At 66.4% G+C, this 24324-nt stretch carries 22 protein-coding genes; 15 read left to right on the top strand and 7 right to left on the bottom strand.

Annotated elements, in window-relative coordinates; genetic code table 11:
- Positions 1–37 precede the first annotated feature (37 nt).
- The 3 genes from pucD to ACOOGG_RS06335 form a co-directional block, all read right to left on the bottom strand.
- Entirely contained in the window at positions 38–2338 is a 2301-nt protein-coding gene (gene pucD / locus ACOOGG_RS06345) for a xanthine dehydrogenase subunit D (RefSeq protein WP_420433433.1), read from the bottom strand.
- Positions 2339–2434: 96 nt separating this feature from the next.
- Complete coding sequence (locus ACOOGG_RS06340) at positions 2435–2917, bottom strand: (2Fe-2S)-binding protein (protein ID WP_420433431.1); 483 nt, start codon at positions 2915–2917, stop codon at positions 2435–2437.
- Between the two features lie 42 nt (positions 2918–2959).
- Positions 2960–3826 carry an FAD binding domain-containing protein gene (locus tag ACOOGG_RS06335; RefSeq protein ID WP_420433429.1) on the bottom strand — a complete coding sequence of 289 codons (867 nt, stop codon included), beginning with the start codon at positions 3824–3826 and terminating at the stop codon, positions 2960–2962.
- 39 nt (positions 3827–3865) lie between these two features.
- Here ACOOGG_RS06335 and ACOOGG_RS06330 point away from each other — a divergent pair, with 39 nt between their 5' ends.
- The 12 genes from ACOOGG_RS06330 (at position 3866) to ACOOGG_RS06275 (ending at position 18688) form a co-directional block, all read left to right on the top strand.
- Complete coding sequence (locus tag ACOOGG_RS06330) at positions 3866–5152, top strand: Zn-dependent hydrolase (RefSeq protein ID WP_420433427.1); 1287 nt, start codon at positions 3866–3868, stop codon at positions 5150–5152.
- The gene (locus ACOOGG_RS06325) at positions 5149–6216 is read left to right on the top strand and encodes an N-carbamoyl-D-amino-acid hydrolase (RefSeq protein ID WP_420433425.1); all 1068 of its coding nucleotides are present in this window, start codon (positions 5149–5151) and stop codon (positions 6214–6216) included. Before ACOOGG_RS06330 ends, ACOOGG_RS06325 begins: the two co-directional genes overlap by 4 nt.
- Positions 6213–8768 carry a molybdopterin cofactor-binding domain-containing protein gene (locus tag ACOOGG_RS06320; protein WP_420433423.1) on the top strand — a complete coding sequence of 852 codons (2556 nt, stop codon included), beginning with the start codon at positions 6213–6215 and terminating at the stop codon, positions 8766–8768. The genes ACOOGG_RS06325 and ACOOGG_RS06320 overlap by 4 nt, the downstream gene beginning before the upstream one ends.
- A 42-nt stretch (positions 8769–8810) precedes the next feature.
- Entirely contained in the window at positions 8811–9911 is a 1101-nt protein-coding gene (locus tag ACOOGG_RS06315; RefSeq protein WP_420433421.1) for an amidohydrolase family protein, read from the top strand.
- Entirely contained in the window at positions 9908–10906 is a 999-nt protein-coding gene (locus ACOOGG_RS06310) for an LLM class flavin-dependent oxidoreductase (protein ID WP_420433419.1), read from the top strand. Before ACOOGG_RS06315 ends, ACOOGG_RS06310 begins: the two co-directional genes overlap by 4 nt.
- A 60-nt stretch (positions 10907–10966) precedes the next feature.
- A complete protein-coding gene (locus ACOOGG_RS06305; protein WP_420433417.1) occupies positions 10967–12427 on the top strand; it encodes an acyl-CoA carboxylase subunit beta in 1461 nt (486 codons plus the stop codon).
- A 188-nt stretch (positions 12428–12615) separates the two neighbouring features.
- Positions 12616–13530 (top strand): TIGR03564 family F420-dependent LLM class oxidoreductase, encoded by a 915-nt coding sequence (locus tag ACOOGG_RS06300; protein WP_420433415.1) that lies wholly within the window; start codon positions 12616–12618, stop codon positions 13528–13530.
- Between the two features lie 158 nt (positions 13531–13688).
- A complete protein-coding gene (locus tag ACOOGG_RS06295) occupies positions 13689–15629 on the top strand; it encodes a vanadium-dependent haloperoxidase (RefSeq protein ID WP_420433413.1) in 1941 nt (646 codons plus the stop codon).
- A gap of 19 nt (positions 15630–15648) precedes the next feature.
- Positions 15649–16035 (top strand): phosphopantetheine-binding protein, encoded by a 387-nt coding sequence (locus ACOOGG_RS06290; RefSeq protein WP_420433411.1) that lies wholly within the window; start codon positions 15649–15651, stop codon positions 16033–16035.
- Positions 16028–17236: a beta-ketoacyl-[acyl-carrier-protein] synthase family protein gene (locus tag ACOOGG_RS06285; protein WP_420433409.1), complete on the top strand. Its 1209-nt coding sequence runs from the start codon at positions 16028–16030 to the stop codon at positions 17234–17236. The genes ACOOGG_RS06290 and ACOOGG_RS06285 overlap by 8 nt, the downstream gene beginning before the upstream one ends.
- Positions 17233–17907: a hypothetical protein gene (locus ACOOGG_RS06280; protein WP_420433407.1), complete on the top strand. Its 675-nt coding sequence runs from the start codon at positions 17233–17235 to the stop codon at positions 17905–17907. The genes ACOOGG_RS06285 and ACOOGG_RS06280 overlap by 4 nt, the downstream gene beginning before the upstream one ends.
- 34 nt (positions 17908–17941) lie before the next feature.
- Positions 17942–18688: an SDR family NAD(P)-dependent oxidoreductase gene (locus tag ACOOGG_RS06275; protein ID WP_420433405.1), complete on the top strand. Its 747-nt coding sequence runs from the start codon at positions 17942–17944 to the stop codon at positions 18686–18688.
- 45 nt (positions 18689–18733) lie between these two features.
- On the opposite strand, the gene ACOOGG_RS06270 is transcribed toward ACOOGG_RS06275, so the two are convergent.
- From ACOOGG_RS06270 to ACOOGG_RS06260, 3 genes are read right to left on the bottom strand one after another with little or no spacing between them, the layout of a single operon-like run.
- On the bottom strand, positions 18734–19480 hold the full coding sequence (locus ACOOGG_RS06270; RefSeq protein ID WP_420432066.1) for an SDR family NAD(P)-dependent oxidoreductase: 747 nt from the start codon (positions 19478–19480) through the stop codon (positions 18734–18736).
- The gene (locus ACOOGG_RS06265; RefSeq protein ID WP_420432068.1) at positions 19477–20400 is read right to left on the bottom strand and encodes an acyltransferase domain-containing protein; all 924 of its coding nucleotides are present in this window, start codon (positions 20398–20400) and stop codon (positions 19477–19479) included. The genes ACOOGG_RS06270 and ACOOGG_RS06265 overlap by 4 nt, the downstream gene beginning before the upstream one ends.
- On the bottom strand, positions 20397–20693 hold the full coding sequence (locus tag ACOOGG_RS06260) for a DUF1330 domain-containing protein (protein WP_420432070.1): 297 nt from the start codon (positions 20691–20693) through the stop codon (positions 20397–20399). Before ACOOGG_RS06260 ends, ACOOGG_RS06265 begins: the two co-directional genes overlap by 4 nt.
- Positions 20694–20830: 137 nt before the next feature.
- Between ACOOGG_RS06260 and ACOOGG_RS06255 the strand changes: the two genes are divergently transcribed.
- From ACOOGG_RS06255 to ACOOGG_RS06245, 3 genes are all read left to right on the top strand, one after another.
- Positions 20831–21730 (top strand): alpha/beta fold hydrolase, encoded by a 900-nt coding sequence (locus ACOOGG_RS06255; protein WP_420432072.1) that lies wholly within the window; start codon positions 20831–20833, stop codon positions 21728–21730.
- 108 nt (positions 21731–21838) lie between these two features.
- Positions 21839–22621 carry an enoyl-CoA hydratase/isomerase family protein gene (locus tag ACOOGG_RS06250; protein WP_420432074.1) on the top strand — a complete coding sequence of 261 codons (783 nt, stop codon included), beginning with the start codon at positions 21839–21841 and terminating at the stop codon, positions 22619–22621.
- Between the two features lie 164 nt (positions 22622–22785).
- The gene (locus tag ACOOGG_RS06245) at positions 22786–23256 is read left to right on the top strand and encodes a DoxX family protein (RefSeq protein ID WP_420432076.1); all 471 of its coding nucleotides are present in this window, start codon (positions 22786–22788) and stop codon (positions 23254–23256) included.
- A gap of 26 nt (positions 23257–23282) precedes the next feature.
- Here ACOOGG_RS06245 and ACOOGG_RS06240 read toward each other — a convergent pair.
- Positions 23283–24324 (bottom strand): amidohydrolase family protein (locus tag ACOOGG_RS06240; RefSeq protein ID WP_420433403.1); only part of this gene is annotated, 1042 nt, incomplete at its 5' end.

Genomic DNA, 24324 nt, shown 5'->3' with positions numbered 1-24324 from the left:
GCGGAAAACCGGGCGTAGCGGCGTCAGATTGTGGTTTTCACCCCAAGGCAATATCGGCGGGGCGGATGGGGATTCTTGGGAGGTCTTGGCGGGTGGCGGTTCTTATGGCGGCGGCTATGGCGGCGGAGGAGGAGATGGTGGGGGGTTCGCCTATGCCTTTGGCGCCGTAGGGGGCGCCGGGTTCGGGTTGTTCTACGAAGGCGGCGATGGTCACGTCGGGCATGTCGAGGGTGGTGGGGATCACGTAGTCGGTGAAGGAGGCGTTGCGCACCAGGCCGTCGGCCAGCACGATCTCCTCCATCAGGGCCAGCCCCAGGCCTTGGGCGATGCCGCCCTCGATCTGGCCCACGGCCTGGGTGGGGTTGAGGATGCGGCCCACGTCTTGGGCGGTGGTGATGTCCCGCACTCGCACCAGGCCCAGGTCGGGGTCCACATCCACGGTGGCCCGGTGGGCGGCGCAGGCGAACGACACGTGGGCGTTGCCCTGGCCGTTCTCGTCGAGGGTCTCGGTGGGGGCGTGGTGGTACTCCACGTCGGCCTCGTAGCCGGCCCCGCCGGTCACCTGGGCCAGCAATGCCTCCTGCTGGCCGTCTAACGACACCACCAGGCCGTCGCGCAGCACCAGCCCGTCGGGAGACACCCCCCACTCGGCGGCCACGTCGGCCAGGATCTGTGCTCGCACCTCTCGGCAGGCGGCCTGCACCGCCCCGCCCGACATCCAGGTCTGACGGCTGGCCGACGTCGACCCGGCCGAGCCGATGGTGGCGGTTTGGGCCGGGGCCAAGATCACCTCGTCCACCCCCAACTCGGTGCGGGCGATCTGCTGGGCCAACGTCACGAACCCTTGACCCACCTCGGCACAGGCGCAGGTGATGGTGGCCACCCCGTCGGACACCCGGCAGGCGGCCGACGAGTAGTCGTCGAACCCCTCGGAGAACATCAGGTTCTTGAACCCCACGGCGAAGCCAGTTCCCCGCACGGTGTCGGACGCATCGGTGGTGCGGCCCGATCCCCCGGGGAGGTCTCGCCGGTCGTCGGAGAGGGGGATCTCCGGTTCGGGGGCATGGGCACACTGGCGGATCACCTCGGCCACCGGGAACGTCCCGGTGATGGCCTGTCCGGTTATCAGCCGATCACCTGGCGCCAGGGCGTTGAGCAGCCGCAGCTCCACCGGGTCGATGCCCAGCGCGGCGGCCAGCTTGTCCATCTGCGACTCGTGGCCGAAGCAGGTCTGCACCGCGCCGAAGCCCCGCATGGCGCCGCACGGCGGGTTGTTGGTTCGCACCGCCAGCCCCACCACATGGGCGGCGGGCACCTTGTAGGGCCCGGCGGCGAAACAGGAGGCGTTGGCGATAACCGCGCCCGACGAGGAGGCGTACGCCCCGCCATCAAGCACGATTCGGGCCTCCACCTTCACCAGCCGCCCGTTGCGGTTGGCATGGTGGCGATACCACATCTTGGCCGGATGGCGGTGGACGTGGCCGAGGAACGACTCGTCGCGGCTGTAGACCATCTTCACCGGCTTGCCGGTGTGCAGGGCCAACAGACACAGGTGCACCTGCAACGACAGGTCCTCGCGGGCGCCGAATGCCCCGCCCACCCCGGCCAGGGTGATGCGGACTTTCTCCTCGTCGATACCCAGGCAGGCCGCGATCTGCTCACGGTCTACATGCAGCCACTGGGTGGACACGAACAGCTCCACGCTGCCGTCCTCATCGGGCAGCGCCATGCCCGACTCCGGTCCCATGAAGGCCTGATCCTGCATGCCCACCTCGTAGACGCCCTCCACCGTCACCTCGCCGGCCACATCTAAGTCGCCGTGGCGGATCACCAGCTCCCTAAAGACGTTGCCGTCGGGGTGGATGGGGGCGGCGGCGGGCGCGGCCTCAGGATCGGTCAGAGGCTCGGTTGCCTCGTAGTCCACCACGATGGCCTCGGCCGCCCGCCGGGCAATGTCGGGGTGGTCGGCGGCCACCAGCGCCACCGCCTCGCCCACATAGCGAACCTGCCCGTTTGCCAATGCGGGCTGATCGCCGTGCTCCAGCCCATAGGTGAGGCAGCCAGGCACGTCGTCGGCCAACAGCACGGCGTACACCCCGGCCATGGCCACAGCCGGGCCGATGTCGATGCCGCGGATCTGAGCCGAGGCATGGGGCGAGCGCAGGGTGTGGCCCCACAAGAAGTCGTCGGCCCACAGGTCGGAGGAGAAGGCGAACCGGCCCTGAACCTTGGGAACCCCGTCGGGGCGCCCCACATCGGCACCAATCCCTCGGGTACCGGCGTCGACGATGGTGTCGGCGCCGGATGCCTCAACAGAGCCGAAAATCTCGGCGGTCATGGCCGACTCCGCCTCGCCTCGGCCGCGGTGCAGGAAGCTTCAGAGGTCATTGCTGGCCCCGCTTGGCCTCGGCCGCGGTGCAGGAAGCTTCAGAGGTCATTGCTGGCCCCGCTTGGCCTCGGCCGCAGTGTTGACCGCGGCCAGGATGCGGCCATAGCCGGTGCAGCGGCACAGGTTGCCCGACAGGGCTTCTCGCACGTCTCCGTCGCTGGGATCGGCATTGGCCTCGAGCAGGTCGTGGACGGCCACGATCAGCCCCGGTGTGCAGAAGCCGCACTGCACGGCGCCCTCATCTACGAATGCCTCTTGCACTACCGACAGGCCGTCGCGGCCGTCGCCCAGGCCCTCCACTGTGGTGATCTCTTGGCCCGTGGCGGTGGCGGACAGCACTAGGCAAGAGCAGGTGAGCACACCGTCGATCAACACCGCGCAAGAGCTGCACTCTCCCTCGGTGCAGGCGTTCTTGGTGCCGGTGAGCCCGAGGCGCTCCCGCAGCACGAACAAAAGGCTCTCGGCTATATCGGAGTCGGCCACCTCGCAGTCCACTCCGTTCACCCGCAGCGAGTAGGGGTCAGGCATCAGTAGTGCCTCCTTGGGCGAATGACCCGCAGCGAGTAGGGGTCAGGCATCGCTGGAACCTCCTTGGGCGAAGGCCCGCTTCAGGGCTCGGGTGGCCAGCACGCCCACTGCATGGCGACGATAGGCCGCGCTCGAGCGATGGTCGTCGATGGGGGCAGAAGCCGCCGCCACCTGTTGGCCGAACTCAGCGGCCACAGCGTGGTCAACCCCAGCGTCGTTGTCCCAGTCGATGCGCTCAGCCACCCAGGCCTCCGCCTCGCGGGCCCGGGGGATGCCGGCGGCCACCGCACCCAGGGCGCAGCGCACGGCTCGGGCATCGTGGTCGGCCACCAGGGCCAGCCCGGCCATGGAGATCACCATGGCGTTGCGGGGGCCGATCTTCAAGAACTCCTGGCGGCCCTGTGGCCGGTCCATCTCGGCCCGCACGATCAGCTCGCCCGGCCGCAGCGAGGTCCGCTTCACCCCCACCATGAAATCGTCCAGGCCCATCCGGCGCTCCCCGTCGGGGCCCACCACCACGATCTCGGCGTTGAGCGCGGCCAGCACCGGCAGGGTGTCTCCCGCCGGTGAGGCGGTGCCCAAGTTGCCCCCCAGGGTTCCGGCGTTGCGAATGGGCGGGGAGCCCACCGTGCGGGCGGCCTGGGCCAGGGCGGGAGCGGCGTCGGCCAGCGGGGTGGCCATCATCTCGGTGTAGGTGACTCCGCCGCCCACCACCACCCGGTCATCCGCGATGCTCCACTCCCGCAACTCGGGCACCTTGGACACCCCCACAACATGGCTCAGACGGCGCAGGCCCCGGTTGACCTCCACCATGAGATCGGTGCCCCCGGCCAGCACGGTGGCGTCGGGATAATCGCTGAGCGCGCCGAGGGCCTCGTCCAGGCTGAGGGCCACCACGACATCGCTCACCGCTGCCCCTTCCTATTCACCGGCTAATTCTGGCAAACTATGTCTTCTGTGGCTACTGAGATCAGCGTTGATGGTCAGGGCCTAAGCGACCGTTTGGCTGCTCTGGCATTGATCGGCGAAATCGAGGGCACCGACGGCGCATGCCGTTTGGCGCTCACCGATGAGGACAAGGCTGGCCGCGATCTGGTGATTACATGGATGCGGGATCTGGGCCTGGAGATCAGCATCGACGGAATCGGCAACGTGACAGGGACGATGGCCGGGGCCGAATCTGGGCCGCCGGTCATGTGCGGCAGCCACATCGACACAGTGCGAACCGGCGGTCGCTACGACGGGAACTTGGGCGTGCTGGCCGGCTTGCAGGTGATCGAGGCGGTGCAGCGGGCTGGCATCACCACCCGGCGGCCCCTGGCGGTGGGTTTTTTCACCGACGAGGAGGGCTCCCGGTTCCCTCCCGACATGCTGGGCAGCCTGGTGTACACCGGCGAGCTTGCATTGGAGGAGGCGCTCGACATCGTGGGAACCGACGGCGCGGTGGTTGGCACCGAGCTCGACCGGATCGGCTATCGGGGCGCAGCGCCGTGCCCTTCGCCCCCGCCCCACGCCTTTGTGGAGCTTCACATAGAGCAGGGCCCGATCCTCGATGCCGAGGACTTTGAGATCGGCGTGGTGACCGGGGTGCAAGGCATCAGCTGGACGGAGGTCACCGTGGCCGGGCAGTCCAACCACGCCGGCACCACCCCGATGGACATGCGCCACGACGCCGGATGGGCCGCTACCCGCATCGCGGTGTTCGTCCACGAGCTGGCCGCCGAGTTCGGCCCCCCGCAGGTGTGCACCGTGGGCCGGGTGGAGCTGCACCCCAACCTCGTCAATGTGGTGGCCTCCGATGCGGTGCTGACCGTGGACATGCGCAACACCGACGACGGCCTGCTCACCGAGGCCGAGAGCCGGTTGGCCGCCTTCTTGGAAGAGCTGGCCGCCGAATCGGGCACCGGGATCACCAACCGGCGGCTGGCCCGGTTCGCCCCGGTGGAGTTCGACCCCGAGATGATCGACCGGGTCGAGCGAGCCGCCGCCGAGTTGGGCCTCAGCCACCGCCGTTTGTGCTCAGGCGCCGGCCACGACGCCCAGATGTTCGCCCCGGTTTGCCCCACCTCAATGGTGTTCGTGCCCTCCTGGGAGGGCATCAGCCACAACCCGTTCGAGCACACCGAGCCCGAGCACCTCGAAGCGGGGGCCAACGTTTTGCTCCGGGTCATGCTGGAGCTGGCCGAGGTGGCCGAGCAATCTGCATTTGAGGAGGCGGCCGAGGTGAAGGCATGAGCGCAGACGAGGACAAGACGCTGACCACCCATCTGGAGACCGAAGTCTCCGACGACCGGGTGTCGCGCCTGACCAGCAACGTCCGCGAGATCACCGTCGGCGCGGCCCAACTCGGCCCCATCGCCCGGGCCGAAACTAGGGCCGACGTGGTGGAGCGGCTGCTGGCGCTGCTGCATGAGGGCCACAAGCGGGGCTGCGACTTGGTGGTGTACCCCGAGATGGCCCTGACCACGTTCTTCCCCCGGTGGTGGATCGACGATATCGACGAGTTGAACAGCTTCTATGAGACCGAGATGCCATCGCCTGAGGTCAAGCCGCTGTTCGACGAGGCGGCCAGCCTGGGGATCGGGTTCTGTTTGGGCTACGCCGAGCTGACCCCCGACGGCCACCGCTACAACACCTATCTGCTGGTGGACGGCGAGGGAAACGAGGTGGCCAAGTTCCGCAAGGTCCACATCCCCGGCCACGAGGCCCACGAGCCCCAGCGCCCCTTCCAGCACCTGGAGCGGGCCTACTTCGAGCCCGCGTCCGAGACGTTCCGCACCTGGACCGCGTTCAAAGGCGAGGTCGGCTTGGCCCTGTGCAACGACCGGCGCTGGCCCGAGACCTACCGGGTAATGGGACTGGCCGACGTGGAGATGATCCTGATCGGCTATAACACCCCCATCCACTACTACCCCGATCCGTCGCAGGATTTCCTGGCCGGATTCCACAGCCGCCTGGTCATGCAGGCCGGGGCCTACCAGAACGGCACGTTCGTGGTGGGCGTGGCCAAAGGAGGCGAAGAGGAGGGGGTGGAGAGCCTGGCCGAGAGCTGCATCATCGGCCCCTCCGGCGAGGTGCTGGCCCAGGCGACCACCGACGGCGACGAGCTGGTGGTGGCCAACTGCAATCTGAACTGGTGCGCGGCCTACAAGAACACGCTGTACGACTTCAGCCGCTACCGCCGCCCGGAGATGTACAAGTCCATCTCCGAGGAGATGCCGCTCATCAAAGAGAAGCCATACGTAGAGGGGGCGCCGATCATCGGCGAAGCGCCCCGCCAAGAGGGGGAATTGCCATGACGACGCTGACCATCAACGGCCAGTCGGTGACCATTGCGGGCGACCACGAGCACTTGCTGGCCGCCCTGCGCGACGAGCTGGGCATCATGTCGCCCAAAGACGGGTGCTCGCCCAGCGGCCAGTGCGGCTGCTGCGCTGTGCTGGTGGACGGCCGCGCCCGAGTGGCCTGCCAGACGTCGCTGGAGCGCTCGGCGGGCTCTGAGGTGGTGACCCTCGAAGGGGTGTCGGCTGAGGAGCGGGCCCGCATGGCCGACGTGTTTGCGGCCTGCGGCGCCCTCCAGTGCGGTTTCTGCACCCCCGGCATTTTGATCCGCACCAAATCGCTGGTGGATCGCAAGGGATCTGATCTGACCCGCGAGGAGGCCTCCCGGCATCTGGGGGGCCACCTGTGCCGCTGCACCGGCTACACCAAGATCTTGGACGCTGTAGAGGCGCTGGCCAAAGGCGAGATGCCCGAGGCCGAGGTTCCCGGCGGCGTGGGCAGCCGGGGCATCAAGTACGAGGCCCGAGAGCTGGCCCTGGGCGACCGCAGCTACGTCGACGACCTGCGCCCCGAGGGCCTGCTGCACGCCGCCCTGCACCTGTCCGAGCACGCTCGGGCCGACATCGTGTCCATCGACACCACCGCCGCTGAGGCCATCGACGGCGTGGTGGCGGTGTTCACCGCCGCCGATGTGCCCGGCGAGCTGCGGGTGGGGATCATCCACACCGACTGGCCGGTGTTCATCCCCGAGGGGGGCCGCACCTCATATGTGGGCGACGTGCTGGCCATCGTGGTGGCCGAAGACCGAGCCACCGCCCGACAGGCGTCCGAGGCCGTGCAGGTGACCTACGAAGTACACACGCCGATCACCGATGCGGTGGCGGCAGTGTCCAACGGCGCCGACGACGCGGTGTGGCAGCTCGACGGCAACGAGCTCTCCCGATCGGTGTACGCCCGGGGCGACGTGGACTCAGCCCTGGCGGCCAGCGCCCACACCGTCCACGAGGTGTTCCAGACCCAGCGCATCGAGCACGCCTTTTTGGAGCCCGAGTCCACCCTGGCGGTGCCCAACGGCAATGGCACCATGCACGTTTACTCCGGCGGCCAGGGGGTGTGGGACGACCGCGACCAGATCGCCTCGGTGCTGGGGGTCGAGCCCCAGAAGATCATCGTGGAGCTGGTGAGCAACGGCGGGGCGTTCGGCGGCAAAGAGGACATGGCCAACCAGGCCCAGACCGCTCTGGCCGCCTGGCTGCTGGGCCGCCCGGTGTCGTGCACCGTGTCGCGGGAGGAGTCGCTGCGGATGCATCCCAAGCGCCATCCCATCCGCATCGAGATGTGGGCCGGCTGCGATGCCAACGGCAAGCTCACCGCCCTGCGGGCCCGCATGGTGGGCGACTCGGGTCCCTACGCGTCGGTGGGCATGAAGGTGCTGGAGCGGGCCGCGGGCCACGCCAGCGGTCCATATTCGGTGCCCAACATCGATGTGGAGGCGATTGCGGCTCGCACCAACAATCCGGTGTGCGGCGCCTTCCGGGGCTTTGGGGCCAACCAGGCCCAGTTCGCCATGGAGGGCGTCATCGACCGCCTCGCCGAGGCAGTGGGCATCGACGGCTGGGATATGCGGTCGCGCAACGCGGTGGCGCCCGGCGCCATCTGGGGGCCGGGACAGATAATGGACGACGGGTCGCTGGGGGCCCGTGCCTGTTTGGACGCGGTGAAGCCGGCCTGGGACGAGGCCCGGTCGGCCGGCAAGTCGGTGGGCCTGGGGCTCGGCCTCAAGAACTCCGGGCTGGGCAACGGCTTCAAGGAGATCGCCAAGGCGGTGGTGCGCTTCGACGAAGACTTCCACCAAGGCGGCGGCGTGGAGGTGCGCCACTGCTGGACTGAGATGGGCCAAGGCATCCACACCGTGGCCCAGCAGGTGGCGGTGACCGAGCTGGGCGTGAGCGCCGACCGGGTGCGGGTGGTGGTGGACACCACCTATGAGCTGGGCGCCGGCCAGACCACCGGCAGCCGGGGCACGCTGATGGGGGCCGGATCGGTAGCCGACGCCTGTCAGGCCGCGATGGCCGACGGGTGCCAGCCCGGCGTGGACTACTTCGGCGAGTACCGGGTGGACTGGACCAACAAACTGTCCGACGGGGTGGAGAACCCCATCATCCACTCCACCTTCGGCTACGCCGCGCAAATGGTGGTGCTCGACGACGAGGGCACCGTCGAGCGGGTGGTGGCCGCCCACGATGTGGGCAAGGCGGTCAACCCGCTGCTGTGCGAGGGCCAGATCGAGGGGGCGGTCCACATGGGCCTGGGCTATGCCCTTACCGAGGACTTCCCCGCCGACGAGAACGGCTGGCCCACCAACATGACCCTCAAGTCGCTGGGCATCCTGCGGCCCAAGGACATGCCCCCGGTGGACGTCATCTTGGTGGAGTCGCCCCAGCCCAACGCCCCCTACGGCATCAAGGGTGTGGGGGAGATCGGCCTGGTGCCCACCGCCGGAGCGGTGGCCGCCGCGCTGCGGAACCACAGCGGAACGTGGCACAACAGCCTTCCCATGGGGGAGTGAGCGCCCCCGTCCGGGCGAAGCGGCTTATCCTTCACTTCTGATATGGACACTGGTGACATGGACACTGGGCACCACACCAGCACCACCGATATGGAGGCTGGGCATCGCTCCAAGACCACGCCCGGGCTGGTGTGCGCGCACCATCACCTGTATTCAGCGTTGGCCAGGGGGATGCCAGCTCCGCCTGGAGTGCCCACCGGGTTCGCCGACATCCTCAAGCTGGTCTGGTGGCGGCTCGACCGGGCGCTCGACCTCGACACCATCGAGTGGTCGGCCAAGCTGGGGGCGCTGGAGGCGTTGGAGGCCGGCTGCACCGCAATCGTCGACCACCACGAGTCGCCCAACGCCATCGAGGGCTCGCTGGAGACCATCGCTGATGCCTGCGCCGAGGTGGGGGTGAGGGTGAGCTGCGCCTACGGGGTCACCGATCGCCACGGCGCCGACGGCGCCCGCCGGGGCCTGGCCGAGAACGAGCGGTTCCTGCGGGCCGGGGGCCGGGGCATGGTCGGGGTCCACGCCGCCTTCACCTGCTCGGACGAAACCCTGGAAGCAGCCGCCGGTCTGGCCGCCGATCTGGGCACCGGCGTCCACATCCACGTGGCCGAGGGCCCGGTGGACGCGCCGGCCGCCGACAGGCTCGCCCCGTGGAGCACCGACGAGTGGCTGCTGATCCACGGGGTACACCTGCCCGATGACCATCAACTGGCCGGCACCCTGGTCCACAACCCCCGGTCCAACATGAACAACGCGGTGGGCTACGCCCGCCCCACTCGGTTCGCCAACCCGGTGGCGCTGGGCACCGACGGCATCGGCGCCGACATGTTGGAGGAGTTCCGGGTGGCCTATGTCCGCCACCGGGAATACGACGTGACCGCCACCCCCGACTCGGCGTGGGAGTGGCTGGCCCAGGGCTGGGAACTGTTCCCCGAGGCCCGTTCCGATATCGTCGCCTGGTCGTATGAACCGATCGACCCGTGGCGGCTGGCGTTCACCCCCGGAGTGCGGGCGACCGACGTGACGGTCGACGGGGAGACGCTGCTGGCCCAAGGTGTGGCCACCCGGGTGGACCCCGGCGAGATCAGGGCCAAGGCAGCCGAGGCCGCTGGCCGAATGTTCGCGAAATTGGAGGAGATCGACCCATGAGCTCATATCCGGTGGCCCTATACCTGCAAGACGCCCACTCGGTGGCCGACGCCATCGAGTTTGTGCGCTACGCCGAACAGCGGGGCTTCGACGCCGTGTGGCAGGCCGACTCCCGGCTGGTGCGGGAGGCCACCGTGCCCATGGCCGCCTTCGCCGCCTCCACCGACCGGATCAAAGTAGGCAGCGGGGTGCTCGACATGTGGACCCGCAACCCGGCCCGGCTGGCGGCCACGTTCTCCACCCTCGACGATTTGGCCCCGGGCCGCATCCTGTGCGGGCTGGGGGCGTGGTGGGATCCGCTGGCCAGCAAGGTCGGGGTGGACCGCCGCCGCCCGCTGAGGGCCATGCGGGAGGTGGTCACCGTGGTGCGGGCGCTTCTGGCCGATGAGAACGTAACCTTCGACGGCGACTACGTACACCTCGAAGACGTGGAGCTCGACTATGTACACCAGCCCCGCCGCCCCAAAGACGTGCCCATCTACATCGGGGCCACCGGCATGAAGATGATGGAGCTCACCGGTGAGATCGCCGACGGCGTGGTGCTCAACTACCTGGTGTCGCCCGACTACAACCGCCGGGCTATGGACGCCCTAGCCGAAGGAGCGGCCCGAGCGGGCCGGACGGTGGACGACCTCGACCGGCCCCAACTCGTGGTGTGCTCGCTGGCCGAGGACCGGGCCGAGGCGCTGGACGCCGCCCGATTGCTGGTCACCCAGTATCTGGGCCAGCAGCCCCACATCATGGCCGCCTCTGGCGTGCCCGACTCGCTGCTGGAGCAGGTCAACGCCGTGCTCACCTGGCCCGCCACCATGGAGCAGGTGGAGGCGGCGTCGGCGCTGGTGCCCGACGAGATCGTGCAGATGCTGTGCGCGGCCGGCACTGCCGAGGAGTGCCGGGCCAAGGTGGACGAGTACGTGGCCAACGGGGCCACCTGCCCCATCCTCTACCCCCTCGGCCCCGACGTGGCGGCCATGATCGACGCCTTCTCGCCCTGACGAGCCTCCACTGAAGGAGCGATCAGAACGCGAACAGCCATAGCTGGAAGGGTTAGGACCATGAGCAATCGCGAGGAGTGGAAGCCGTGGCTGGAGGAGCTGGACCGGCGGCGCACTGAGGGCGCCGCCATGGGCGGCCCTGAGCGGGTCGAGAAGTACATGCACTCGCGGGGCAAGCTGGATGTGCGCCAGCGCATCGACCGGCTGTTCGACCCCTGCACCTTCCGGGAGATCGGCCCGCTGGTAGGCGCCCTGGAAGACATTCCCTCCGACGGGTTCGTGTGCGGCTACGGCCGCATCGACGGCCGCACCGTGCTGGCCGGCGCTGAGGACTTCACCGTTCTGGGCGGGTCAATAGGGGCGGGCAACACCGCCAAGCGCTACCGCATCGCCGAGCTGGCCGCCCAAGAGGGCCTGCCTCTGGTCACCATGCTGGAGGGGGCCGGACACCGGCTCACCGACACCGGGGGCAGCCGTGCGCCCGGCGATCTCCAGGCCTACGCCGATTTGAACGGGCAGGTGCCCATGGTGTGTCTGGTGATGGGGGCCTCCGCCGGCCACGGCGCGCTGGCCGCCCCTCTCAGCGACTTCGTGATCATGACCTCGTACGCCTCCATGTTCACCGGGGGACCGCCACTGGTGAAGGCGGCCACCGGCGAGGACGTGACCAAAGAGGAGCTCGGGGGCGCCCACGTCTGCACCCGCATCGCCGGGTCGGCCCACAACGAGGCCCCCGACGACGAGTCGGCCATCGACATGGCCCGCCACTACCTGTCGTACTTCCCGTCTCGGTCGGGTGCGCCCGCTCCCCGAAGCAGCGGCCCCGACAGCGAACCGCGCTCGGTGGAAGAGCTGCTCGATGTGATCCCTCCCAACGACCGCCGCCCCTACGACATGCATGACGTGATCGATTTGATCGTTGACGACGACAGCTTCTTCGAGATCCAGCCCGCCTACGGCCCCGCCATCATCATCGGGCTGGCCCGCTTCGGAGGCCGGCCCAGCATGATCGTGGCCAACAACCCCTCCTATTTGGCCGGCTCGGTGGACTCGGCCGCGGCCATCAAGGCCACCGACTTCTTGGAGGTGATCGGCAACTACGACCACCCGGTGGTGTTTCTGGCCGACAACCCGGGCGTGATGGCCGGCACCAAGGCCGAGCGGGAGGGCATCTTGAAGTGGGGCGGAAAGATGTACAAGGCCGAGCGCCGCCTCACCAACCCCAAAATCGAGATCACCATGCGCAAGGCGTTCGGCTTCGGCTCGGTGGTGATGGCCCAGAACCCGTTCGACAACCAGACCCAGTCGTTCGCCCTGCCCAGCGTGAACATGGCCGCCATGCCCGCCGAGCCCGGCGGCCGCTCAGCCAAGCTCGACGCCGAGACCCAGGCCCAAGTGGAGCGCGACCAGCGCTCCGGCCCCTACCGCCTGGCCAACCGCCTCGGCAGCGACGACGTGATCGACCCCCGCGACATGCGCAACGCCATCCTCAACTCGCTCACGCTGGCCGAGAATCGCTGAACAGCGAAGCCGGCAATGGCTCACGCTGGCCGAGAATCGCTGAACAGCGAAGCCGGCAATGGCTCACGCTGGCCGAGAATCGCTGAACAGCGAAGCAGACCATGGGGCTCGCCGTTAGCGGCTGAGTCCTCACCCGCTACCTTGGAGAAGAATAGGGCGAGGGCGGATGGCCAGTGAGGAGCTGATCTGTGGAGATTTCAATCTTCGGTGTCGACTTGAGTCGGAACGCAGCATCGGCAACCTCTTTGGACACCATCCGGGCGCAAATCGAGCGTGCCGAGCGCCAGGGATTCAGCGGCTATTGGCTCCCCCAGGCCGCAGGCTTGGACGCGCTGACCGTTTTGGCCGCGGTCGGGTCAGGGGTTGACATGCCTATGGGCGTGGCCGTTGTGCCGGTGTACACCCGCCATCCGGTAGCCCTGGCCCAGCAGGCTCTGACGGCCAACAAGGCCCTGAACGGGAATCTCACCCTCGGCGTGGGTGCCTCCCACCGGGTGTTCGTGGAGCGGGTATGGGGCCAGAGCTTCGACCGACCCGTGGGCTACATGGCCGAATACCTGGAGATCCTGCTGCTATTGCTGGAGGAGCGGCAGGCCTACATGAGGGGCAAGAGAGTTGTCATGAGGGGCGAATTGGATATCGAGGGTCCTGCCTGCCCGGTGATGGTCGCTGCTTTAGGCCCGCGCATGCTGGAGTTGGCCGGGAGGGCGGCGGCGGGAACTGTCACCTGGATGGCAGGGCTGAAGACGATCCGGGATTTCGTCGCGCCGACGATCACAGATGCGGCCGCCGCCGCCGGTCGCAGCGCTCCAGATGTGGTAGTTGGACTGCCGGTTTGCGTAACCGACGACATTGAAGGGGCCAGAGCGCGGGCCACCGGGTTGCTCAGCAAAGAGGAGCAGGCCTCGTCTTACAAGAACATGCTGGAGCGCGAGGGCCTATCCGGCGCCGGGGAAATCTGCGTCATCGGCAGCGAGGATGAGGTATCGGAAAAGCTGGCGGCGTTCATGTCAGCAGGCGCCACCAGTATTTTGGCTGCTCCCATCGGCACCGAAGACGAGATTGATCGCACCTGGGAGGCGTTGGCCGCCCTGTGTTGTTGACAAAGCACTTTGTTGTTGACAAAGCACTTTGTTGTTGACATAGCACCTTGTTGTTGACAAAGCACATTGTTGTTAACATGGTGCATACCGGAAAAGACCTCATGCAGCACTCAAATCTGTATGAGGTCTTTCATTTGGTGACTTGAGAAGAGGCAACAATGAAGGATTCTGGACGTTTGCAGATGGCCGTGCGGGGCAAGCCTTGGTTCGCAGTGGTTTGCGTCCTGTCAGTGCTGGCTTTCGGGCTGGTCTTGGTGGGGGGCGCCTCAGCCCAGACCACAGACGAAGCTGCTGACCTAGACCGGCAGATAGCCGAGCACGAGAACATGTTGAACACCTACCGCTGCCAGCTCGGCGTGGACACCGGTGTTGTGCCCGGGGGCTGCCCCGATTTCGAAAGCAGTGAACCCGGTCCTGCTCCCGAGCAGCCGACCGCAGACGACATCGCTGAGCGCGATCAATTGCTAGCCGATCAGGCCAACTTGTTGATGGTCTATCGAATGATGCATGTGCCTGATCCTGAGGCCGGCGATTCCACAGAAACGGACGATTCTTCGTCGACGCCCACGGCTGAGCCGATGCCCACGCCAGAGCCGACGCCCACGACTGAGCCCGGGGTGCTGACCCGGGAAGGGCCCAACGGCGAGTTCGACCTGGTGAATGGCAACGCCATGCATGGGATCTTGATCCCCCGCCTCGGTCCTTGGGCTTCCTCAGAGGTGTCCCCGGCGCTCAACGACGCCTCGGTGGTGTTCCGCTACACGGTGCAGATGTACAGCGCGGCTTTTGACGCGGTAGCGCCTTATGACGAGACCGCCGTCGGCATCTACTCCCGAATTGCGCGCCGACCCGCTTCTGAGTCAGACGACAATCTGCTGCCCAACACCGCGGTAATGCACTCCATGTACCGCCTGATGTTGGATTTCGCCCCCCACCGGGCCGACGAGTGGCGCGCCATGCTCACCGATCATGGGCTAGACCCTGACGACGAGTCTGGATTGGACTGGCCCTGCGACAGCAGCGATCGCACTGATGCCACTGCGGCGGCGATCGGCAACCTGGCAGCCCGCTGCACCCTCGATGCCCGTCGCGCCGATGGGTTCAACCAGTTTGGCGACGTCAACGGCATGGCGTGGCGAGACACCACCGGCTATGTGCCCGTCAACTCTCCCCATGAGCTGACTGATGCGTCGCGCTGGCAGCCCCTGATCGTGCCCCACACCGACGGCGTGTTCAGGTCGCAGGTGTTCGTGACTCCCCAGTGGGCCAACGTAGAGCCTTTCTCCGGCTTCAACCCAAGGGACTACCGGGTTGAGCCACCCACAGAAAGCGATCACACCAACGCCGAGGCGTACCGGGCACAGGCCCAAGAGGTGTTGGACGAGTCAGCGGGCCTTGACGATTACAAGAAGGAAATCGTCATGTTCTTCGACAACAAGCTGCGAGGATCGCAGATCCTTCCCGACGTGAAGCACATCGTGGACATCGTGGACTTCATCCAGATCTCCTTTTTGGTAGAGATGGCCTCCCACGATGTGGGCGTGGTGGTCTGGCAGGAGAAGCAGCGCTTTGACGCAGTGCGGCCTGTTACCGCAATCCACCATCTGTTCGGCGACGAGACCGTCGAAGCGTGGGGCGGTCCCGGCCAGGGCACCGTCAGCATGCCAGCCAGCTCATGGCGGAGCTTTGCCGGCACGGCCGACCATCCCGAGTACCCATCGGCCACCACCTCATTCTGCGGCGCCTACGCACAGGCTCTGCGAAGGTTCGCCGACGGCGAAGACGCCACCGGCGGATACCGGGGTATTCGGGCCGCGGGGAATAACACCATCGAGCCGGGCGTCACCCCGGCCGAAGACGTCGAGATCAACTTCGAGACCTGGAGCGAGTATGAGGAGGCCTGTGCGGCCAGCCGGGTCTGGGGTGGAGTTCACTTCTGGCCCTCGGTAGAGGTAGCGGTGCCGCTGGGCAACCTGATCGGCGACCTGGCCTACGACTACTGGACCACGCTGGTGGACGGCACAGCGCCTCTGCGGGGGCCGGCGCAGCCGCTTCCACCTGACCCCATGCTCGAAGAGTCCCACTGGACCGGTCGATAGAAGCCCAAAGGAGCATTTCATGGAAGATCTGACCGCAAAAGTCCACAACATCGTGGCCGAGTCGCTCGACATCGAGGTGGACGAGGTGAGCGACGACTCACTTCTGTACGACGACCTCGACGCCGACTCGCTTGACATCCTCGACATGAACTACCAGGTTCGCAAGGCGTTCGGAGTCGAGATGGCCGTCGCCCATATCCAGCGCCACTTCGAGGAGGCCGGCATCCGCTGGCTCGATGAGTATGGCGGGGTCACCGATGAGGGCCTTGCCACACTGAACGATTTCATGCCCGAGTTGGACGACGGCCGCATATCGGCCGGGGATCGGGTGGAGAACGTTTTCGTGGTGCTCAAGGTGGGCGATCTGGTAGCCCTGCTCCAGCGGGCGCTGGACGAGAATGGCTAGGGCGCTGATCACCGGCCTGGGCGCGGTGTGCCCGGTGGGCTGGGGAATGGAGGAAAGCTGGTCGGCCGCGGTGGCGGGCCGGTCGGGCACCGCCCGGCTGGAGGTTGTCGAAGTCGGAGAGAACGACTGCAAGGTGGCCGGGCAGGTTCCCGCCCGCGACGGCGCCGGGTATGAGTCGTCGCCTCTGCGGCTGTTGGACTTCTACCGCTTCGCTGAAGCAGAGGCCCTTGAGCAGGCTGGGCTGGAGCGGGAGCGAGTCGTGGCTGACCCGCGGGCCAGGGCGGCGGTGGCCAGTCATGGGTTCGCGTGGAAGATTGACGAGTTCGCAGCCGCATGCCGGGGCGAGACGGTGAACGGAACCGATCTCTCGGGCTATGTGCGACGCCCCCAGGAGGGTGCCCACGAGGGCATCGGCGCCGACTTCGGCGACCGGTATTCGGGTATCACCACCGCCTGCTCGGCGGGCGGTGTGGCGGTGTTGGAAGCGGGCGAGATTGTGCGCTCTGGTTTGGCCGACATCGTGATTACCGGCGGCGTCGATGCCAACATCAACGAGGTGATCGTGGCCGTCCACTCGCGGATGGGTGTGTTGACCAGGCACAACTCCACGCCCAAGAGCGCCTCGAGGCCTTTCGACATCACCCACGCCGGTTTCGTGATCGCCGAGGGTGCCGGGGTGATGGTGGTGGAGTCGGAGCGCAGCGTAGAAGCCCGCGGCGCAGAGCCCATTGCCGAGCTGGCTGGGTGGGGCACGGCGGTGTCTACTGCTCACCTCACCGCGGGCTCCGAGGGCGGCGATATACAGGCTCTGGCGATGCAGAGAGCCCTGGACAGCGCTGGCGCTTCGATTGGTGAGGTGGACTATATAAACATGCACGGAACTTCCACCGTGGACAATGACGTGTCGGAGAGCGAGGGCGTGCAGAAGGTGTTCGGCGATGGGGCACCTCCGGTGAGCTCCACCAAGGGGGTCACCGGGCATCTGCTCGGAGGCGCCGGAGCACTCGAGGCGGCGTTCGGCGCGATGGCCATCCACACCTCGACGCTTCCCCCCACTGCCAACCTCAACGAGGTTGATCCCCGGTGCAGCCTCGGCGACTACATCGCTGACGGGGCCAGGCACGGCACCTGCCGGGGGGTGCTCTCCAACTCATTTGGCCTGGCAGGGTCGAACGCCTCGCTGTTCTTGAGGCAGCCATGAGAGCGCTGGTATCGGCCTCGGCCAAGATCGGTTTCGACACCCCGTATGAGTTGAACCACCGGGAGTTGGTTCCGTTCCGCCACGATCGGCGTTGCGTCTCTGATTTCGAAGTGCTCACGCTGGCCTGCTTCAAGGAGTTGCTGGGCGACGGCGGGGAGATGGCCGGGCGCGGCTGCGGCCTGTACTTCGCCGGGGCCAAGGACACCTTGCAGCTTGACGTGGACTTCTCCGACGAACTGGCCGACGAGAGCGACCGGATTGCGGCGCTGACCGCAATGGCGGAAGGGCTGAACCCGCTGCTGCCGCTGCAAAAGCTCTACAACATCGCTCTATACCTGGCGGCCAAGGAGGGAATCGACTGCTGGCGGCATTGCCAGTACACCAACCATGCCCACGCCGACCTCAGCGCGGTGGCCGCCGCGGTGCGAGGCGTGTGCTCGGGAGCGGTTGAAGTGGGCTATGCCGTTTTTGCCCGAGCCTCGGGCGGGTTCGAGCTGCCGCCGGATACGGCCGGCGCGGTCGGGGTTCGGGTGGTGCCTGGAGGGGGGGGAGGCGATGCGGTTGAGCTGTCGGGACGCCGGCAGCCCGAGCTTCTGCTGGAGTTGGAGCGCCTCCACTCTGACGCCGGAGGGGTTGATCTGGCCGTAGAGCTCCCCGACGGCACCTCTTGAGGCTGGCACGGCCATTAGCGCGTAGGCCGATTCCATGACGACCGAAGCTTCGAGGCCGACGGCCGTGATCCTCGGGGCGACCGGGGCTATAGGGATGGCGGTGTGCCGGGCGATGGCGCCGGAGTGGAATTTGGTGGGCGTAAGCCGGCGCGGCCTGCCCGAAGAACTGCTCCGCATCGGAGTGGCAGACCTGCCGTTAGACATCACCGAGCCCGGTGCCGGCGATGAGGTCGAAGCCTGGCTGGAAGCCGCCGGTTGGGGCTGCGATGCGCTTGTTGCTGCTTCGGGCATCCACGAGGTTTCGCTGTTGACCGAGTATGAGATGGAGTCGGTCGAGCGAATGATCTCGGTGAACTTCCTCGGGCCGTTGGCGGTGACGCGGGCGTTGCTGCCTGCGATGTTGGCCCAACGGCGGGGTTCGATCGTGTGGGTTAGCTCGGTTCGGGGAGAACTCGGCGATCCCGGCCAGGTGGCCTACGCGGCGACCAAGGGAGCGATGAACTCAGCCCTTTACTCCTTGGCGCGCGAGGTGGGGCGGCGCAAGGTCAGGGCCAACATCGTTGCCCCCGGGGTGGTCAAGTCGCCCATGACCGATGTACTGGCCCTGAGTTGGCAGGAATCCCTGAAAGAACGCAATCCCCTGGGTCGCATGGCCGACGCTGAGGAGGTGGCCGCGGTCATATGCTGGCTAGCAGGACCCGAAAGCTCATATGTGACCGGCACCATTGTGAACGTGGACTGCGGAGAATCGGCCGCAGTGCTCAAAGAACCGGTCGCATAGAGAGCCGGTCGCCCAAAATGCCGGTCGCATAGAGAGCCGGTTCGCTCAGGCGGTAAGGCCGCCGTCCACCCGCAGAACGTTGCCTGTCATGGCGCTGGGGCCGGGACCGCACAAGAATCGAACCGCCTCGGCCACCTCTGTTGCCTGGCCCACTCGGCGCAGCGCGATGCTGGCTGCGACCTTCTTGCTCCGCACCTCGGGGGTGAGGCCGTCGCGGTCTTCTTCGATGTATCCCGGGGCCACCGCGTTCACCAGAACATCGAAAGGGGCCAACTTCACGGCCAGAGACCTTGTCAACCCCTCCAGACCGGCGCTGGCGGCGCAGAACGCAGCCTGTTCGGGTCGGCCCACCAATGACGCCGCCGAGCCGACCAATACCACACGTCCGTATTCCCGCGACTGCATTTCGGGGGTGAACTGCTGAACCAGCCGGAAGGCCGCCGAGAGGCTGGCGTCCACCACCCGGTTCCAATCCGGCTCGCCGCCGTCATGGGCCGAGATGCCCGCGGGCGAGTTGGCCACAACACAAAGAGGCGGCCCGAAACGGCCCGTGCTCAGGTCTTTGAACCGGCCCATCGAACTCGAATCCAAAACGTTCAGCTCGAACGCCGCTACAAGGTGTCCGGCATCAGCCAACTCCTGTTCCATCTCGGCGCCGTCTCGGGTCTCCGGGTCGCATCCGAAAGAAACCGGGTGGCCCGCTTCGGCCAGAGATCGCACGATGGCGCTTCCCAGTGGGCTCGATCCGCTGGCCACGACCGCCGGCGCCTGTGCCGCCGGGAGGCTTCTCATGCGGCCTTGATGATTCTCCGGCGCGAAATCCCGGAGTAGCGGATCATGTTGAAGATTCCCGCATTGGGCAGCGACTCCACGAACAGCGCATCGTCGTCGAAGGATTGAACGGTGGCCATCAAGTCGAAGGGCTTCTCGATGTTCAGCGCCAACCGGTCCCTCAGGTCGTCAAGGCTCACCGGGCCGGGATCGCTTGTGAAGCAGTCGTAGAACTCGACTGCGCCCGTGTCGGCGCCGTCGATGATCTCGAGATCGCCCATGGCCTTTTTGAGCTCGTCGGCCACCCCGTCCATCAAAGGGCAATGGCTGGCGAAATCTATGGGCAGTCGCACGACGTTGGCATTCAGCTCGGCGGACAGAGCGCTCTCCACGTCTTCGCGGACCTCCAAGCGGCATCCCAGCGTCACCGAACTCCGTGTCATTACTCCCGATACCCAGCAGCCGTCTATCCCCTCCACAATTGCCGCGGTCTCGTCTGGGGACGGGCCCACCACCGACAGCATTCGCCCCTCGCCGTGGCGGGCGCTCGCCTCGGCAATCAGATCCCCGCGGATCATCAGCAAGTTGCAGGCATCTTCGATCCAGATGGCACCCATCAGCGCCGCGGCGGCCCAAACCCCGCTCGACTGGCCGATCACCGCCATTGGCCGGGCGCCGCCGTAGCGCTGGCGGGTGCAGGCGTAGGTCAAAGCCGCCACGCTGGCTTGGTATGGGCCGGGGTCCGATCCCACCTCGCCGTTGGCCAGTTTGGAGACGAAGTCGATGCCCAAATGGCCGCTCATGCGCCTCATGTAGCTGGTGTCGAGCAGGGGGGTCTCTCGCATGTTGTTCATGTCGATCCCGCCGCCGGGGAACATCACGACCTCTCGCGAGCTGGTTCGGTCCGATGCCGCCCCCTCGGGACGGGTGTCGGCGCTCATGTTCCCTCGACGATCATGGATCGCACCTGGCAGCATGTGCTTGCGAGGTCGGTGAACTGGGCGTATTCCGCCGATCGCATCCACGACCGGGCTTGGCTCACATGCTCGAACTCCAGAACCAGAATCCGGTCCGGCGGAGGCTCGCTCTGTGTCGCTTCGATGGTTCCGCCCTTGGCCAAGTACCGGCCTCCATGCTCGACTGCGCTGTCGGCCAATTCCATCAGGCGGTCGAGGCTGTTGGAGAACGCGTCTACATCGGTTGCCGTGAGGCTTACGTTGCCGATTATCGACATGGGCTGCTCCTCGCCGTAAACGTAATCCGAGAATATTAGTCGATTGCCTGAGTCGTACTCCCAGGGGGCTTTGCCTGTTCGAGTTCGCAGCGCGATTAGGCGATGGATCGGCAGGGGTATGGGTGTACAATGAAGCGGTGTCTAGCTGGAGGGTGCCGGAGCCGTCTGGAACCATAGATGCGGTCATGGCCGATGGTTCCGCCATCTCCGTGCGGAGGCACGGCAACCCCGACGGGCCAAGGCTGGTGCTGAGTCACGGATGCGGATTGGCCGCCGACCTCTACTACCCGTACTGGTCGCTACTGGCCGACCGTTTCGACATCTGCATCTTCGACCTGCGGAGCCACGGTTGGAATTCCGCCACCCCCATCGGCAGCTACAACATCCCGACCCTGGTGGGTGACAACCAGACCGTCATCGACGCCATCTCATCTTCTTGGGGGCCGAAGCCGTGTGTGGGCCTCTTCCATTCGGTGTCCACCGTCATTGCGGTGGCGCATCAGTACCAAAGGCCGGACTTCGCCGCCTTGGTGATGTTCGACCCGGTTTTCGAACTGCCCGGAGACAGCAGCAGGCACCTAGAAGAGGTGTGCCAGCGCCAAGCGAGGCGGGCCCGGCGCCGACAGAGCCATTTTGAGTCGTGCCAAGAACTTGCCGAGATGTTCGGTCAGGCACCGGCCTACTCCCTCATGTCGCCGGAAACCCGGGCGCTATTTTCTGAGACCACGCTCCAGCCCGCGGAAGGCGGCGGATACCAGCTTCGCTGCCCGCCCGAGCACGAGGCCCGGCTCTACGAGTGGTATTTCGGCTTTGCCATGCAGGTGGCCCGCTTTCTGGACAGCATCGACATCCCACTGAAAGCCATAGGCGCCGACCCCACGGTTCAGTACTCGTTCTTGCCCAGTTTGGATCTGAGTATTTTGGCTAAGCTCGACTACGACTTCTTGCCCGACAAAACGCATTTTCTCCAGCTTGAGGCCCCTGAGGATTGCGCCGACTTGACGGTGTGCTTCCTCGAGCGCCATGGCCTGGCCTGAGGCCCCGTCCCAGTCAAGAGCACCTTTCCCGATCGTTTGAACCATGACTGAGCAGGTTGGGCGTTCACTGAATACGGTGGCCTCCCAGCAGAAGGGAGCACTGCAAACATGGGTGAATTTGTCAGAGTTGAAACTGGCGAGGTCAAAGGAGTGGCAACTTTGCGACTGGACCGTCCCAAGGCCAATGCGCTGAACGCGCAGGTCTTGGCCGAGTTGCATCAAGCGGTCAACGAGCTGTCGGCCATGACTGATGTGCGAGCGGTGGTGATCTGGGGCGGGCCGCGGGTGTTCGCCGCCGGCGCCGACATCAGCGAGTTCACCGGAATGGGAGTAGAGGACGGCCGGGACCTGGCCCGAAGGTTCAATGCCGCGTTTCGGGCGGTGGAGATGCTTCCGCAGATAACAATTTGCGCGGTCAACGGCTATGCGCTGGGCGGGGGGTGTGAGCTGGCCATGGCAGCCGAGTTCCGACTGATCGGCGAGGGGGCGGTTCTGGGCCAGCCCGAGATCAACCTGGGGATAATCCCCGGCGGAGGCGGCACCCAGAGGCTCAGCCGCCTGGTGGGCATCACGAAGGCCAAAGAGCTGATCTACAGCGGGCGCAACGTTTGGGCCGACGAGGCGGTGTCCATCGGACTGGCCTCAGCCGCCTACCCCGATGATGAGGTTTACGACGAGGCGGTCAAGCTTGCCGCCCGGTACTGCTCCGCGCCGGCGGCGTTCACCATGGCCAAAAGAGCGATCCTCGAGGGATTCGCCCTGCCCCTGGATGAGGCTCTGAACGTGGAAATCGAGGAATTCGCCGCTTGTTTCGGCACCGACGACGCCCGCATCGGCGTGGCCAGTTTCCTGGAGAGCGGCCCTGGAAAGGCCACGTTCACCGGCAGATAGCGCTACTGGCTAGAATCCATTCGGGCAGCCACGCCTATCAGTACGGGAGAGAATTCCTTTCGTGTCAACACAAAGGGTCGCAACTAGGCATGTCTCGCACACAAAAGCAAGGGGAAAGCACCTCCGAAGGCTCACCTCGGGTAGGGCCGCGCATCGCTCGAAGCGTGTTCAGGTTCGGCAAAGGCTCTCCCCAAGACGGGTACCTGGGCCAGTTTTTCGGCGCTCACTTTGGGGAGTTGTATCTGTTCTTCCGCGTGGGCTTCGCTGTCATGACCGCGATGCACGGCATCCAGAAGACCTTCTTGTTGTGGAACTTTCCCGCCGAACAGGATCTGGACCCCTTGGTGGACATCGCCGGTTATGTCGAGTTGATCGCCGCCGTCATGATCGGTTTAGGCGTGATTACCCGGCTGGCTGCTGGGGCCATGATGGTTGTGACCGCGCTGTCTTTCTTCATGATTCACCTGGAGCGTGGGCTTTGGCCTCATTACTGGGATCCGGATCATGGATTCGACGCTCTCCACCACGGTGGAGAGGTGGCGATAATGCACTTCTTGGCGGCGTGGGCCATTGGGATCCTAGGCAGTGGCAAGTGGGGGTTGGAGCGTCTCAAGACCGGCAAGGAACTCTTCTAGCGCGCTTGCATAGAACGCTCACACCGCTAGGCCCAGAGGCGTCGGGCTCGTTTGGCTAGTTCGGCGTGGGCGGCGGCGAGGTCGCAGCCCAGGAGGCGGCCGTCTTGGGCGACAGGGTTGCCGGCGACGTAGAGGTGGCGCACTCGGCGGTCGGGGCCGAGCACCAGTCCGGCCAAAGGATCGACCACATCGGCAATGTCGTCGCCGGGCCACACGGCCAGGTCGGCGGCCATGCCGGGTTCGATGCTCCCGAGCCGGTCGGCTACTCCCAGACAGCTTGCTCCGCCGGTGGTGCCCAAACGCACGGCGTCGGCGGGCATGAAGGCGCTGGGGTCCATGGCCCGCAGCCGGGCGGCATAAAGCGATTGGCGCAGTTCGGGGAACAGGCCACCCACCTCGTTGGATGCCACCCCGTCCACCCCCAGCCCCACCGGCACACCGGCGGCCTCCAGATCGGTCACCCGGCAGGTGCCGGCGGCCAAGCGGGCGTTGGACGACGGGCAGTGGGCCACCCCCACGCCGGCTGAGCCCAGTCGGGTGATCTCCTCGTCGTTGATCCAGATGCCGTGGGCCAGCCACACGTCGTTTCCCACCCAGCCCCAATCGTCGAGCTGCTCCACCGGCCGACGGCCGAAACGCTCCAGGCAGTGCTCCTGCTCGTCGATGGTCTCGCACAGGTGAGTATGGAGCCGCAGGCCGTGCTGACGGGCCAGCGCAGCCGAAGCCTCCATCAGCTCAGAGCTGACCGAGAACGGGCTGCACGGCGCCACCACCACGTGGACCATGTCGCCGTCGTGGTGTTGGGCGATGATCCGCTCGGTGGAGGCCATGATGGAGTCCAGATCTTCCACCACATGGTCGGGGGGCAGCCCGCCCTGCGATTCGCCCAGGTCCATGGAGCCCCGGCTGAGATGCAGGCGGATGCCCACTGCCGCGGCTGCCTCGACGATGGCGTCGAACACAGCGTCGTCCCCGTGGGGCACCAGGTAGTGGTGGTCGGAGGCGGAGGTACACCCGGTGGCGGCCAGCTCTCCCAGCCCCACCAGGGCTGCGGCGGCCACGTCTTCC

Origin of the sequence: Candidatus Poriferisocius sp. (assembly GCF_965214065.1) — a bacterium.
Classification (GTDB): Bacteria; Actinomycetota; Acidimicrobiia; order Acidimicrobiales; family Bin134; genus Poriferisocius.
Note: the sequence above shows the minus strand (reverse complement) of the source record. Positions and strands in the feature narration are given on the sequence as shown.

Bases quoted from the DNA above. Each gene is read 5' to 3' on its own strand.
- ACOOGG_RS06265 (WP_420432068.1), bottom strand. From the start codon at position 20,400: ATGAGCGCCGACACCCGTCCCGAGGGGGCGGCATCGGACCGAACCAGC.
- ACOOGG_RS06330 (WP_420433427.1), top strand. From the start codon at position 3,866: ATGTCTTCTGTGGCTACTGAGATCAGCGTTGATGGTCAGGGCCTAAGC.
- ACOOGG_RS06310 (WP_420433419.1), top strand. From the start codon at position 9,908: ATGAGCTCATATCCGGTGGCCCTATACCTGCAAGACGCCCACTCGGTG.
- ACOOGG_RS06275 (WP_420433405.1), top strand. From the start codon at position 17,942: ATGACGACCGAAGCTTCGAGGCCGACGGCCGTGATCCTCGGGGCGACC.
- ACOOGG_RS06295 (WP_420433413.1), top strand. From the start codon at position 13,689: ATGAAGGATTCTGGACGTTTGCAGATGGCCGTGCGGGGCAAGCCTTGG.
- ACOOGG_RS06280 (WP_420433407.1), top strand. From the start codon at position 17,233: ATGAGAGCGCTGGTATCGGCCTCGGCCAAGATCGGTTTCGACACCCCG.
- ACOOGG_RS06250 (WP_420432074.1), top strand. From the start codon at position 21,839: ATGGGTGAATTTGTCAGAGTTGAAACTGGCGAGGTCAAAGGAGTGGCA.
- ACOOGG_RS06285 (WP_420433409.1), top strand. From the start codon at position 16,028: ATGGCTAGGGCGCTGATCACCGGCCTGGGCGCGGTGTGCCCGGTGGGC.
- pucD (WP_420433433.1), bottom strand. From the start codon at position 2,338: ATGACCGCCGAGATTTTCGGCTCTGTTGAGGCATCCGGCGCCGACACC.
- ACOOGG_RS06305 (WP_420433417.1), top strand. From the start codon at position 10,967: ATGAGCAATCGCGAGGAGTGGAAGCCGTGGCTGGAGGAGCTGGACCGG.
- ACOOGG_RS06270 (WP_420432066.1), bottom strand. From the start codon at position 19,480: ATGAGAAGCCTCCCGGCGGCACAGGCGCCGGCGGTCGTGGCCAGCGGA.
- ACOOGG_RS06325 (WP_420433425.1), top strand. From the start codon at position 5,149: ATGAGCGCAGACGAGGACAAGACGCTGACCACCCATCTGGAGACCGAA.
- ACOOGG_RS06320 (WP_420433423.1), top strand. From the start codon at position 6,213: ATGACGACGCTGACCATCAACGGCCAGTCGGTGACCATTGCGGGCGAC.
- ACOOGG_RS06260 (WP_420432070.1), bottom strand. From the start codon at position 20,693: ATGTCGATAATCGGCAACGTAAGCCTCACGGCAACCGATGTAGACGCG.
- ACOOGG_RS06315 (WP_420433421.1), top strand. From the start codon at position 8,811: ATGGACACTGGTGACATGGACACTGGGCACCACACCAGCACCACCGAT.
- ACOOGG_RS06340 (WP_420433431.1), bottom strand. From the start codon at position 2,917: ATGCCTGACCCCTACTCGCTGCGGGTGAACGGAGTGGACTGCGAGGTG.
- ACOOGG_RS06290 (WP_420433411.1), top strand. From the start codon at position 15,649: ATGGAAGATCTGACCGCAAAAGTCCACAACATCGTGGCCGAGTCGCTC.